Raw genomic sequence first — 13,568 nt, forward strand, 5'->3', positions numbered from 1 at the left:
ACTTAGTTAGCTAAACATCTAACTTATAAAGTTAATGCGGACTATTTATTGAAATGACACATCGACAGTATAATCAACGCTGTAGTCGGCACCTGCAGTTAGCGCGGTGTCTACTGACATTTGACCGTATACGTTAATTGTTATGTCAGATGCAGAGCCATCTGTTGTGAAAGCTGTTGCAACACCGTTTGCCGTTGTTTCTGTCGATGTACCATCTGTTGCGGTTGTGGCAGGTGCGAATGTTAAATTAGCACTTGAACTGCCCGATACCGTGATATTCATTGCTGAGTTAGGTGCAAGACCTGATACAGTGATCCCACCGAGTTGAATGTTTGCATCTGATGCATCACAGTCACCTGTTACTGCACCCGCATTATCCATGGTACATGTTGAGCCAGAAGCAAGACGGATCTTACCAAAATGCAGCGCATTTGTTTCTGCAAAAGTAGGTTCACTCCAACCGTTTATACTGGCTTGAAATGTTTGGTTTGATGCAAATAGCGTTGTTGATGAAAGCGCGAGTACTGCTGATACAAGTATTTTTTTATTCATATTGTTTACCACAATTATTGTTGCTCTTTAATGTTCACATCCGTGTAGTAAACTTATTGCCATTAAAAGAATAAGTTTTTGAGTCCTTAAGGTGTAATTTAACCATAACTTGATGCAGATCAAAATATTTTATTTTTACATTAAGTTTGTTTTTGAAATAATTTTGTAACAATGCGCGGGGTTTAACTCGTACTTTAATCTTAAGTTGCTGTTTTGTATGTATTCTAATAATTGTAAATGTAATTAAAAATTAGTATCTCAATTCGATAAAAATTTTACAATCAGCACCGCTTTTATTCTTTATGATGTACTTTCATTGAAATTAATCAATTAGTTGTAGATGGAAAGATCGATATTTAGCAATTAGCATCTAATTATATATAGCAATAATAAATAATTTCTAATCGTATTGGAGTACGCGAATTCGGGTGTAAATAGATGTCCTGTTTGTATCTACGATTAAGGGGGAAGGGAAAGTGCGATTTAAACTCGGTGGAGCGGAGCAACAACAGCGAATGTGTTCACTATTAAATTGCGGTGTTAATCTTTTGGAGACATATAATTATTGATAGTATTACTGCATATTGCGAACAGAATTACCACAAGGAGTGAGAATGATAAGATTGGCGATAAGAGAAGATCTAAAGGGGGTGCTAGCGCTCTATAAAGAACTACGGCCACACGATGTGGAGCTTGAAGCGCACTTTGCAAAAGCAAAATGGGGTGAATTACTTGATGATCCGAGCATGCTTCTTGTGGTTGCAGAGCGTGATGGCGAATTAGCATCGACCTGTGCGCTTGGTTTAAACCGCAGTATTGCAAATGGGGCACGACCTTTTGGGATCATCGAACATGTTGTTACCAGCCAGAATTTTCGTAAACAAGGGTTAAGTCGCAAAGTACTTGAGTATGCACTCAAACTTGCATGGCAACATGATTGTGCAAAAGTGATGGTGTTATCTGGAGAAGCACTCACATCAGCACATCGGGTTTATGAGTCGGTTGGGTTTAAAGGTGGGATAGAAAAAGGCTTTGTTATAAAACCTGCTTAATTCTATGTTTATTGACAGAGTAAAGTGACCTACGTAATGAGGTCACTTAATAGTTTAATCACGTCTTAAAACAGCGTGTTTACATCGCGTCGTATTCGTCTTGCCAGAAGAATTTTTCTTCCCCAAAAGCAGGGACTAACCCATCAAGCCAAGTGGCTTTTTCATCATATTTAGCAAAGAATGGTCGCTGAACCCAATCTGGGTTTCGAGCTTGAATGAAGCGCAGTACAAACACTTTTTCGCCATTTATTTCACTCACGCCAGACACTTCAACTTTACCAGGGCCTGCGCTCATTGAAGGGCCACGTACCGTTCGGCTTACGCCTGATACTTCTTTATAAGCCTCGCGGAAAATTTCCCAATTCTTATATAGTGGTAACTCAAAATAACGCTTAGCACCGGTATCACGTTCAATGAACATGTAATACGGGATCATGCCCATTTGTGTTTGCTCTTTCCACATTTCTGACCACATTTTAGGGTCGGTATTGATGTTGTTAAGCAGAGGGGCCTGTGTTCTGATCTGAGCGCCCGTTTGACGAATTAAGCGAATCGCTTCTTTGGTTACTTCGGTACGTAGCTCTTGCTTATGGTTGATATGAGCCATAATAGAAACATGCTTACCGGCATCTACCAACTCTTTTAATAGCACGAGTAATTCTTGTGCATCAGGGTCTGTAACATAACGGAATGGCCAGAATGTCAGAGATTTAGTCCCGATCCGAATGGTGCGAATGTGATCGAAGCGTGGCTCTTTTAATGCCTCTAGGTATTTACGTAGCTTAACAGTACGCATTACCATAGGATCGCCACCGGTCATAAGTAAGTCAGTGACCTCAGTGTGCTCAGCCAGGTAGTTATGAAGTAAGTCTTCATCATTGTTATTAAAGCGTGTTGCTTTGCCAACAAACTGCGCCCAACGGAAACAGAACGTGCAATATGAGTGACAGTATTGACCTTGTGAAGGGAAGAACAACACGGTTTCTTTATATTTATGCTGAATACCGTCAACGCGCTCGCCTTCGTATTCAGGAACATTTTTTTCCATTTGGCCAGCAGGGTGCGCATTAAATTTCTGGCGAAGCTCTGTTGCTAATTTGAATACATCTTCAGGGGTATGCTCACGTTGCAGTAAAGCGGCCATCTCATCATACGATTCATCATCAAGCATACCTCTTTGAGGAAAAGTAAGCTGAAAAACAGGATCGTTAGGGACTTTGTCCCAATCAATCAATTCTTCAATAACAAAATTGTTTACCCTAAATGGGAAGACATTAGCGACAACCTTCATTTCAAAACGAAGGTGCTCAGGTAGTTTGTCCAGTTGTTCAATCTTGTCAATTTGACGATGTTGATAAACGGTGAATCGAGGCGCTTTATACGCTTCGACTGGCTGCAATTTGACGGTTTGTTGCATATTTGCCCTTTTTTGGCTTGCTAGATTAAAAAAGGGCGTAGTCTATCAGGTTTAGGAACAAAGTTCAGTTTGAATACGAATATTTGCAATAATTTCGATTTAAGACCTGTTAGGTGTCAGTATTAATAGCCCTAACCCATAGCATAGCCTGTTAGTACTGTTGTTGCGCGATTGCCGCGTAAATACCAGTGCATAAGGCGGTAATATGTTGGTCAGAGGTAGTATACGGGGGCATGATATAAATCAGCTTACCAAACGGTCTGATCCAAAGCCCTTGGCTAATAAAGAATTTTTGAATTTTAGCCACATCAATGGTGCGATTTACCTCTACAACACCTATCGCACCAAGAATACGAACATCCTGAACGTCATCTAACTGCATACACTGGGTTAAGGCTTGCATGGTTTTGCTAATGCGGGCCACCTGTGCCTGCCAGTCATTTTCAAATAATAGTTCTATGCTGGCAGATGCAACAGCGCAGGCTAATGGATTACCCATAAAGGTTGGTCCATGCATTAATACTCCTGCACTGCCTTTACTTATTTCGAATGCAATATTGTCGGTCGTTAATGTTGCAGAAAGCGTCATCATTCCGCCAGTAAGCGCCTTACCAATACATAAAATATCAGGGCTAATATTGGCATGTTCACAAGCAAATAGTTTGCCTGTACGGCCGAATCCAGTGGCAATTTCATCTAAGATGAGGAGCACATTATATTCATCGCACAATGCTCTTAGTTTTGCTAAATAAGCGGGATGGTAAAAATTCATCCCCCCTGCATTTTGTAGGATGGGCTCTATTATGAAAGCTGCTACTTCATGATGGTATTGCTTAAAAGCCTGCTCTAATTCGAGTAGTTCTTGCTGGTTTACAGCACCCGAAATAGATGCACTCGGCGCTGGAACAAAAATATGCTCAGGTAAAAAGCCTTGATACATACTATGCATAGAGTTAACTGGGTCGCATACACTCATCGCAGCGAAGGTATCGCCATGGTACCCTTTTTTAGCAGTCATCAGTTTGCTTTTAGTATGTTGGCCTTGACTGATCCAATATTGCAGGGCCATTTTTATCGCGACTTCAACACTGACGGAACCACTGTCGGCTAAAAATACTTTTTGCAGGGGGTCAGGGGTGATCTCGACAAGCTTTTTACACAGTGTTACGGCAGGAGCATGGGTAATTCCACCAAACATCACATGGCTCATGGTGGTTGCTTGCTCTGTGATTGCATTTACCAGCTTAGGGTGATTATAGCCGTGAATGGCACTCCACCAAGAGGCCATACCATCGATCAGTTGTTCACCACTTTCTAAGTAAAGGTGAGGACCGAGTGTATGGCTAACAGGGTATACCGGAAGAGGATCGATCATAGATGTATACGGGTGCCAAATATGGTTTTTATCAAAATCCAAATCTATTGTGTTATTTTTGCTCACTTGTAAACCTTGCTGATTGCTTTGTCGTTGACAATACTACGCCACTGCGTAGACTAAGCCAATCACCGTCAAGCTAAGTGCACGTTATTTAGACACTTGTAACAAGAATAAAGAGAATTATTATGATCACAGTTCGTCACGATTGGACACATAAGGAAGTAAAAGCATTATTTGAAATGCCGTTTAATGATTTACTGTTCCGAGCTGCGAGTATTCACCGCGAAAACTTTAATCCCAATGAAGTACAAATTTCAACACTGCTTTCAATTAAAACTGGTGCGTGTCCAGAGGATTGTAAGTATTGCCCGCAATCGGGGCATTATAAAACGGATCTTGAGCGTGAACGTTTGATGGAAGTTGAAAAAGTGGTTGAACAAGCACGCTTGGCAAAAAATAAAGGTGCGACGCGTTTCTGTATGGGCGCAGCATGGTCAGACCCCAAAGACCGTGACATGCCGTACATCGAAAAAATGGTAAAAGAAGTTAAAGAGCTTGGCTTAGAGACCTGCATGACATTGGGTATGCTAGATAATGATAAAGCACACTCGTTAAGAGAGGCTGGTCTTGATTATTACAACCATAACTTAGATACATCGCCAGAATATTACCAACAAATAATTACCACTCGTACTTATCAAGATAGACTAGACACGATTGATCATGTGCGTGATGCTGGAATGAAAGTGTGTTCAGGCGGTATTGTTGGTATGGGTGAGCAAGCATCTGACCGCTTTGGTTTATTGATCCAGTTAGCAAATCTTGAACAGCAACCGGAAAGTGTACCAATTAATATGTTAGTTAAAGTAAAAGGTACACCGTTAGAAGATGTTGAAGATTTAGATCACTTCGAGTTTATTCGTACTATTGCTGTTGCGCGGATCATGATGCCATACAGTTATGTGCGTTTATCGGCGGGTCGTACCGCAATGAACGAGCAGATGCAGTCTATGTGTTTCTTTGCAGGTGCAAACTCTATTTTTTATGGCGATAAGCTACTCACTACAGAAAACCCAGAAGCAGATGCTGATATGAATTTGCTGAAGAAGCTCGGCATGAAACCTGAAGAACGCCATGACTATTCAGATGAAGCATATGAAGCCTCTCTATCATCGGCTATTGCAGATAAAGCCACATCAGAGCTATTTTACGAAGCAAATTAATGGCGTTTGATTTTATTAAACACAGTGTTCAGCAACGACGAGATGCGTCGTTGCTCAGAACACGTATTTGTGTTGAAGACGCGAATGCACGGCATATCGTTGTTAACTCAAAGCAGTATATTAACTTTGCCAGTAACGATTACTTGGGCTTAGGTGACTGTGCACTTGCAGCAAGTGGTGAGTCAGGTAGTCGCAGTTCATCGTTAGTGACGGGTTATTTAGCGATTCATAAACAGTTAGAAACAAAGCTATGTGAAGTGTTGGGCTATGATGCTGCATTACTTTTCAGCAGCGGGTTTAGTGCCAACAGTAGTGTGCTTAAATCCTTATTTAATGATAAAAATACCGTAAAAGACAGCGCCATCTTTCAAGATAAATTAAACCATGCGAGTTTAATTGATGGTGCTTTGCAAAGTGATGCGAAACATATACGCTTTAATCATAATGATATGAATCATTTACGCGCTCGATTAGAAAAGAGTCATGCCACAAACAAGCTCATAGTGAGTGAAGGTGTGTTCTCAATGGATGGAGACACTGCCCCCATAGAGCAATTAAGTGCGCTAAAAACGCAACACAATGCGTGGCTAATGATTGACGATGCGCATGCATTTGGTGTGGTTGGTGAGCAGGGGCTCGGGAGCGCCGCAAGTGCGAATAAGCCTGACATACTGGTGATCACATTTGGTAAAGCGATGGCAAGTCAAGGCGCAGCGATACTCGCTCGCCAAGACATTGTTGACTATCTATTGCAAACTAGCAGAGAGTACACATATTCAACGGCGCTATCGCCTTTGATGGCAAAGAGCGCATTGACACAACTTGATAGGCTCATCAATGCAGACGCACAACGTCATGCTTTGCAATCAAATATTATGTTGTTCAAAACACTGTGTGCAAAAAAAAGCATACCTGTATTGGCATCAAACACGCCGATACAACCGGTTGTTTTAGGCTCCTCAGAAAATGCATTGCAAGCGCAGATGGCACTTAAGTCACGCAATATATGGTTAACTGCGATAAGACCGCCTACTGTGCCTCATAATACTGCGCGTTTAAGAGTGACGATCACGGCGGCTCATCAGGCTGAAGATATAGAGCATTTGGTCAACAGTTTAAGTGACGTATTATGACTATCTTGTCTGTAAATAATGAATTTAATAACAGCGTGAAGCAACATACAGCCCAGTGTTTCTCTAAGGCGTCGGGCCAGTATGGTCAATATGCTAAAGTGCAAGCCAAGACAGCGCAGTTGTTATTCAGTATGCTGCGTACTGGTAACAAGAGTTTACTTGATTTAGGGTCTGGGCCACTTTTACACCAGCAGACATTAGCGCACTATGCTGACTCTATCGTTAATATGGATTTAAGCCACTCAATGCTCATGCAAGGAGAGGTGGGTGATCATCGCATATGTGCTGATATGGACAGTTTACCGTTCCAATCACAGGTATTTGACGTTATTTTCTCAAACTTTGCCATTCAATGGAGCCAGGATCCCGCTAAACTATTTGTTGAGTTAGCGAGGTTATGTAAACCGAATGGACAAGTTGTGTTGTCGTCGGTGTTAGCTGGATCACTATATGAGATAAATACGGCATGGCAAGCGCTTGATGGCAGAGCGCATGTTAATCAGTTCTTAGCCTTATCGGCATTAAAAGCGCATGCGATACATGCAGGCTTTGAGGTACGAGCTACTAAACAGGCCTGTTTAGTTGACGAATACCCAGATGCGAAAGCTGCGATAAAGTCGATAAAGCAAATTGGGGCAAACCAATTGCAAACTGGGCGTGCTAAAAAAGGACTGATGGGCAAAACTGCTTACACTAAAGTTCTTAATAATTACCCTGTAACAGACAGTTGTGCACCCGTTACTTATCAGGTTGCATTAATGGAGTTAAGGAAACGATGAGTGCATTTTTTATAACAGGTACTGATACTGAAGTTGGCAAAACGTATGTCACGTCGTTATTGCTAAAATTTTTGGCTAAACACAAACGCCAAGCCATCGGTTTTAAGCCTATAGCAGCAGGCGCAGAAGAAGCGTTTGGTCAGTTAGTAAATGACGATGCTTTGAGTTTGATGGAATGTGCATCGACTCACGCCAAGTATGAGCAAGTTAATCCATTTTGCTTTGAACCACCGATAGCGCCTCATATTGCGGCTAAAAGGGCTGGTATTGAAGTGACGGTAGAACAATTACAGCATCATTATCATGCATTGGCTGAACTAGGCGCTGAGTTTACATTAGTTGAAGGTGCGGGTGGTTGGGCGCTGCCTATTAACGACACTCAATATATGTATGATTGGGTTCAGACGGAGCAATTGCCCGTTATATTGGTCGTGGGAATGAAATTAGGCTGTTTAAATCATGCATTATTAACGATGCAAGTTTTAAAAATGCAAGGGGTGAAGTGTGTTGGCTGGGTCGCTAATCAAATTGACAAAGATATGGCGGAGTTTGATGAGAATTTAGCGACGCTCAGACAGCGCATCGATGCGCCATTACTGGCTGTTGCACCTTACACCGAAGACACACCTAAACTGCAAATTCATGCAGCGTTAACTGATCTGTTCGGGATAAAACTGTAAAACTATAAAAAGCCAAAGTGTTCCGTTTACTTTGGCTTTGCTTGCTACATGTCGGAGATAGGAATTACACGGTTAGTTACACCCTTTTTGTACCGTTTGAGTTGTTACTCGAACAGCAAAGTCATTGTAATCACTGTCGTTTTCATCTTCCCAGTATTGAACATTACCGCTTTGTCTCATATTGGTCGTCAGCTGGTTACTATTCCCTTTTATGGCTAATACATAAGTAATAGAGCTTGACTGCAATACGTCGTAACTGCCGCTTGCGCCATATTCGTCAAGTAACTTCACATAGCTGCCATTAACTTTAACACCCCAATCATTGTCATGAAGTGAGCTTTCAGAGACAAATTGATAGTTGATTCGAGTGTAGTTCTGTGGAGTACAGGCTTCATCGTCATTTATAATCGTACCGCCAGCGCTACTTTGACCTGTAACGCCCGTTTGTGCTGTGGCATTGACGGTTAATGTTTTGTCTGCACTGTGTACATCGTTATCAATTGTTTGAATGGTTACGGTCGCGCTTGTTTGACCCGCAGGAATGGTTACGGTACTCGTCGTTAATGTGTAATCACTAGGCGACGTTGTGCCATCTGTCACAGATAAAGCCACCGTGATATCTTCATTAAACGTCGCACTGATGGTCGCACTGTATGTGAGCGTACCACCTTCAACAACCGAGTCTGTCACTGGTTGTAACGAGAACGTCGGCTTTGGCACTGTGCCACATTGTACATTGGTGTAACAGGCAACGGGTTGGTTGGTGTTAGTTGCTAAGTCGTTTAACCTAACTGGCACGGTTGCCACAAGACATGTCGACCCTGTACTCGGTTCTAAGACATACAACTGTGATTTATTAGCGTGACCGTGGTCGTTGATCAAAGTGCGGCTGATCATCACATCGCCAGCTTGGTTAAGGGTTGCACCTGTCACTGAGGTTAGCCCATGGCTAGAAAGCAAGCTTAATGAATAGTTACTGCGGTTTATTTCATAGGTTGAGCTAGAAGTCACAAGAAGCAACTTAGAATCTTTGATAACTAGGTCGCCGCGGTATTTGCCCGATACACTGCCAAGTGAAGCAAGCTCGGTTGCTTCGCCAGTCTCCTTGTTAATTTGATACAGCTTGCTGTAGCTATTGGCGAGTAAAACGTCATTTTGGCTATCATAAACCATCCCAATGACGGATTTAGTTGTTCCCACAGTGGTATGACTTTGGCTGGTAAAGTCATAGTAGGCGAGTTTGGTTGTTCTATATTTTTTACCTTTAATTGGTAAATGCGCTAGTTCATCTGCACTGATAGCAAGTTCACTGATGTCGACTTCATATTCTGTGGGACGGGGTGAGGCCACATAGTACATTCGATTACTAGCGCTGTCGAACGCCAAAGCGCTAGAACTAAATTTAGCAACAGAGTTGGCTTGTGCAGTTTGAGCTTCTTCATTTAAGCTAAATAGTAAGCCTAAATCGCCACGACCTGCATTAATGCCGTAGAGCTCACCCTGACATTCGTTTGCATATCCTGAGGTAGAAATACCAATCGCGATCAATGAAAGTGCAGGTAAGGTTAGTGAAGTTTTTAGCATGGTGTAATACCTAAGGTAGTTCATCCCGAACAGCTAATACAACACAAAGTAATGTCACATCCGATCCATATAACAGATATGATTTCTTAATCCTTTGAGGCGAGTGCTTCCGTTATTGACTTTGCAATCTTTGGTTATTATCTACACTAAAAAACATTTTATCAACATTTATTTGGTACTAAAGGGTTGCTTTTGAGGTCTAGTTAGTCTTTATTGTTCATTTTTAGATAGTTAGGGAGCAGCTCTTCTATAATTTTTTTTGCAGTAATGGTATAGCGTACACCGTTAAACATGACCGATGTCTGTTCGTCGATACCGGTGATCCCCGTTAATGTCCAACCTTCACCTTTTTCTGGACAAAATACTTTAGTGGTAGGTTGGATCACTTTAAATTCTTCAGACATTGGGTTTCCTAGATAGACTGAGTTTGCGCGGATAGTTTATACTAATTTTAAAAATTTCCAATCTGTACAGTGTAAAATGAACCTTGAATCATCACGTTTATTATTACGGCCAATTTCATATCGAGACACAGATGTGCTATTGAGCATTCTTAATGATCCTCGGGTAGCGCAATATAACGATTATGGTATGTGTTTGTCTCGTGATGAAACTAAAGCACTGATCCAATGGGACTTAGAGCAAATGTATCGTGGTGTTGGTACACGTCACGCTATGTTGCTTAAGCCATGTAACACGTTCGTCGGTACGCTTGGTATTTATGATCATGATAAATTAAGTAATACGTGTCATATTGGCTTTGAGCTGTCCAGTATGTATTGGGGAAGGGGGCTTATGTATGAAGCATTAGACTGCCTTGTGCAAACTATACAGCACGGCAATACTCTATTTCATGGTAACTTGGTTATATCAGCCAAAGTGGCACGCAATAATACGCGGTGTGTACAGCTCTTAAACCGACTTCAGTTTTACCTTGTTGAGTCACAAGACTCTGACAAGTCAGATCACCACCATTATCAGTTAAGAATAAAGTGTAATTCTCTGACATTAGCGTAAGCGCTTTTCTTTATTTTTGAATTAAGTGTAATTTGTTGCTCAGTACACGGACCATCTCATCAGCTGTCAGCGCTTCGTTACAGAGGCCTTGTAACAACGTCATAAAATAACAATCCATCATGATATTTGCTTGGGCTGCATCATATTGCGTCTCTGAGTAAAGAGTTAGTTTAAACGCGTCTAATTGGTCGACAAAGTAAGCTTGTTGCCAAAGAATACAAACAACTAGCTCTTTACTAAATTCTCTATTTTCTAGGTAAAAAGCATATAGGTGCTTAGCGTAGTGGCGCAGCTTTAATCTTGGCGTATGGTGAGTATCTGACAAAGCTGCATTTTTAATGACATCTTCGATTTTACGATACATTGCTACTTTAAGTATTTCGGCTTTAGAAGGAAAGTGACTAAAAACAGTGCCGGTTGCTACACCGGCTTGCTGTGATATTTGCCGAGTAGTGGTTTCATGATAGCCATACTCATTAAATAAGTTCCAGCTCGCATCTAGAATAGCTAAATATGTTTTTTCTCTTTTATTCATAACATTACCCATATATGCCTACGAATATACTAGCACTATTTTTGATACAAGCACATATTCTGCTTGATTCTGAGCGCGCTCAATTACTATAATGAGCGCGCTCAATTTATAAGGACGTGTTATGTATAAGATATTAGGTTACTCACTGTTTTTACCCTTTATTGGTTTTTACTCTTTTATATTGGGACCCATTTTAAAGCTTGTCTTGCTGCCAGGGGGGATGTTGTTATTTTTACTTATTCTGGGTCCAACGGATTTTATGGCGCATATCAGGGCTGCTTACCCGCAACTGAAAAATAGCCAGAAAGAGGATAAAGCCGTAACTTCTCCCTGAACATCGTGGTTTTACGAGCGCGTTTAGTTTAAAATCAGGCTCCGATGAAATGTAAATTCAGATAAATCTGAGGAGCCTGTTATTTTAAGCGCAGCTAACGTCACCATGCAGTTTGGTGCAAAACCTTTATTCGAAAATATCTCTGTAAAATTTGGCGATGGTAATCGTTACGGCCTGATCGGGGCAAACGGTTGTGGTAAGTCTACATTGATGAAGATCCTTGGTGGCGAACTTGAAGCCAGCGCTGGTAACGTGAGTGTGTCACCTAACACCCGTCTAGCTAAACTAAATCAGGACCAATTTGCATACGAAGAATACTCTGTTGTTGACACTGTCATCATGGGTCATAAGGAGCTTTGGAGCGTAAAGGCAGAGCGAGATCGTATTTACTCTTTACCTGAAATGAGTGAAGACGATGGTATGAAAGTCGCTGATCTTGAAACTGAGTTTGCCGAAATGGACGGTTATTCAGCTGAAGCAAAAGCAGGTGAATTGTTGCTAGGTGTTGGTATTCCCACTGAACAGCATTATGGCTTAATGTCTGAAGTGGCACCGGGCTTTAAATTGCGTGTACTTTTGGCGCAGGTACTGTTTGCCGATCCAGACATCATGCTGCTTGACGAGCCAACCAACAACTTGGATATTTACACAATCAAGTGGCTTGAAGATATTCTGAATCAGCGTGATTGCACCATGCTAATTATTTCTCACGATCGTCATTTCTTAAACTCAGTCTGTACACATATGGCAGATATTGATTACGGTGAGTTGCGTGTTTACCCAGGTAACTATGATGAATACATGTTTGCGGCAACGCAGGCGCGTGAAAAGTTACTGAGTGAAAATGCTAAGAAAAAAGCACAGATTGCTGAGTTGCAACAATTTGTATCGCGGTTCTCTGCAAATGCTTCAAAAGCAAAGCAAGCTACATCACGAGCTAAACAAATTGATAAAATTCAACTGGATGATGTAAAAGCATCCTCTCGTCAATCGCCATTCATTCGTTTTGAGCAGTCAAAGCAATTATTCAGAAATGCACTTGAACTCAATAAAGTGGGTCAAGGTTATGATGAGTTATTATTCTCAGGTCTGGAAGGTTTAGTTGAAGTCGGCGAGCGCATAGCTATTATTGGTGAAAACGGTGTTGGTAAATCAACGTTATTGCATTCTTTAGCAGGTCGATTAGATTTTAAAGAAGGTGACTTTAAATGGTCTGAAAATTCAAATATCGGTTATTACGCTCAGGATCATGCCGAAGAATTTGATAAAGATATCACGGTGTTTGAGTGGATGGAGCAATGGCAACAAGAAGGCGATGATGAGCAAGTTATTCGTAGCTACTTAGGCCGTATGCTGTTTTCTCAAAATGACATCAAAAAGTCAGTAAAAGTACTCTCTGGTGGTGAACAAGGTCGAATGCTTTTTGGTAAGCTAATGATGTTCAAACACAACATGTTGCTAATGGATGAGCCGACTAACCACATGGATATGGAGTCTATCGAAGCGCTTAACTTAGCATTAGAGCAGTATGAAGGCACTTTGTTCTTCGTGTCTCACGACAGGCAGTTTGTATCATCGCTCGCGACGCGTATTTGGGAAATCAAAGACGGGAAAGTGATCGACTTTAGAGGCAGCTACGAAGAGTACCTTGCTTCACAAGAGCAGGCATAACTGAATAAACCGCGCTTTTGAGCGCGGTTTTTGGTTGGGTCGCAGTTAATTTTATTGCTTTTTATAAGACGTACCGTATTTCATAAAGCAGTAATAACAATGGTATTAGCCTTATAGTTAGGTATAATACCGCGCAAAAATTAGCATGGTTTTGAATACCCCAAAGTACATTCAAAACTGTGATTTATATCGTATCGTTCAATTTACTACTAC

Annotated in this window: 14 protein-coding genes; 8 read left to right on the forward strand and 6 right to left on the reverse strand. The window is 41.4% G+C overall.

Annotated features, from left to right (window positions below):
• Positions 1-45 precede the first annotated feature (45 nt).
• The gene (locus BGP78_RS06170; RefSeq protein WP_010362972.1) at positions 46-552 is read right to left on the reverse strand and encodes a hypothetical protein; all 507 of its coding nucleotides are present in this window, start codon (positions 550-552) and stop codon (positions 46-48) included.
• 614 nt (positions 553-1,166) lie between these two features.
• Here BGP78_RS06170 and BGP78_RS06175 point away from each other — a divergent pair.
• A complete protein-coding gene (locus BGP78_RS06175; RefSeq protein WP_119860589.1) occupies positions 1,167-1,604 on the forward strand; it encodes a GNAT family N-acetyltransferase in 438 nt (145 codons plus the stop codon).
• A gap of 79 nt (positions 1,605-1,683) precedes the next feature.
• On the opposite strand, the gene BGP78_RS06180 is transcribed toward BGP78_RS06175, so the two are convergent.
• Positions 1,684-3,021, reverse strand: coding sequence for a KamA family radical SAM protein (locus BGP78_RS06180; protein ID WP_119860590.1), 1,338 nt, complete (start codon positions 3,019-3,021; stop codon positions 1,684-1,686).
• A gap of 151 nt (positions 3,022-3,172) precedes the next feature.
• On the reverse strand, positions 3,173-4,462 hold the full coding sequence (bioA, locus tag BGP78_RS06185) for an adenosylmethionine--8-amino-7-oxononanoate transaminase (protein ID WP_119860591.1): 1,290 nt from the start codon (positions 4,460-4,462) through the stop codon (positions 3,173-3,175).
• A gap of 122 nt (positions 4,463-4,584) precedes the next feature.
• On the opposite strand from bioA, the gene bioB reads away from it, so the two are divergent.
• The 4 genes from bioB to bioD are packed head-to-tail and all read left to right on the forward strand — an operon-like array spanning position 4,585 to position 8,214.
• Positions 4,585-5,622, forward strand: a complete 1,038-nt coding sequence (bioB, locus tag BGP78_RS06190) for a biotin synthase BioB (RefSeq protein ID WP_404936036.1) — start codon at positions 4,585-4,587, stop codon at positions 5,620-5,622.
• Positions 5,622-6,755: an 8-amino-7-oxononanoate synthase gene (locus tag BGP78_RS06195; protein WP_119860593.1), complete on the forward strand. Its 1,134-nt coding sequence runs from the start codon at positions 5,622-5,624 to the stop codon at positions 6,753-6,755. The genes bioB and BGP78_RS06195 overlap by 1 nt, the downstream gene beginning before the upstream one ends.
• The gene (locus BGP78_RS06200; protein WP_119860594.1) at positions 6,752-7,534 is read left to right on the forward strand and encodes a methyltransferase domain-containing protein; all 783 of its coding nucleotides are present in this window, start codon (positions 6,752-6,754) and stop codon (positions 7,532-7,534) included. The genes BGP78_RS06195 and BGP78_RS06200 overlap by 4 nt, the downstream gene beginning before the upstream one ends.
• Positions 7,531-8,214, forward strand: a complete 684-nt coding sequence (gene bioD / locus BGP78_RS06205) for a dethiobiotin synthase (protein WP_119860595.1) — start codon at positions 7,531-7,533, stop codon at positions 8,212-8,214. Before BGP78_RS06200 ends, bioD begins: the two co-directional genes overlap by 4 nt.
• A gap of 72 nt (positions 8,215-8,286) precedes the next feature.
• Here bioD and BGP78_RS06210 read toward each other — a convergent pair whose 3' ends face one another.
• A complete protein-coding gene (locus BGP78_RS06210; protein ID WP_119860596.1) occupies positions 8,287-9,798 on the reverse strand; it encodes a Calx-beta domain-containing protein in 1,512 nt (503 codons plus the stop codon).
• A gap of 203 nt (positions 9,799-10,001) precedes the next feature.
• A complete protein-coding gene (locus tag BGP78_RS06215; RefSeq protein WP_119860597.1) occupies positions 10,002-10,202 on the reverse strand; it encodes a hypothetical protein in 201 nt (66 codons plus the stop codon).
• A 76-nt stretch (positions 10,203-10,278) separates the two neighbouring features.
• On the opposite strand from BGP78_RS06215, the gene BGP78_RS06220 reads away from it, so the two are divergent.
• Positions 10,279-10,815: a GNAT family N-acetyltransferase gene (locus BGP78_RS06220; protein WP_119860598.1), complete on the forward strand. Its 537-nt coding sequence runs from the start codon at positions 10,279-10,281 to the stop codon at positions 10,813-10,815.
• Between the two features lie 10 nt (positions 10,816-10,825).
• On the opposite strand, the gene BGP78_RS06225 is transcribed toward BGP78_RS06220, so the two are convergent.
• Entirely contained in the window at positions 10,826-11,350 is a 525-nt protein-coding gene (locus BGP78_RS06225) for a TetR/AcrR family transcriptional regulator (protein ID WP_119860642.1), read from the reverse strand.
• A gap of 121 nt (positions 11,351-11,471) precedes the next feature.
• Here BGP78_RS06225 and BGP78_RS06230 point away from each other — a divergent pair, with 121 nt between their 5' ends.
• Both BGP78_RS06230 and BGP78_RS06235 read left to right on the forward strand, forming a co-directional pair.
• A complete protein-coding gene (locus BGP78_RS06230; protein ID WP_119860599.1) occupies positions 11,472-11,684 on the forward strand; it encodes a hypothetical protein in 213 nt (70 codons plus the stop codon).
• An 81-nt stretch (positions 11,685-11,765) separates the two neighbouring features.
• On the forward strand, positions 11,766-13,355 hold the full coding sequence (locus tag BGP78_RS06235) for an ABC-F family ATPase (RefSeq protein ID WP_119860600.1): 1,590 nt from the start codon (positions 11,766-11,768) through the stop codon (positions 13,353-13,355).
• Positions 13,356-13,568 lie beyond the last annotated feature (213 nt).

The organism is Pseudoalteromonas sp. MSK9-3, from assembly GCF_003590335.1.
GTDB lineage: Bacteria > Pseudomonadota > Gammaproteobacteria > Enterobacterales > Alteromonadaceae > Pseudoalteromonas.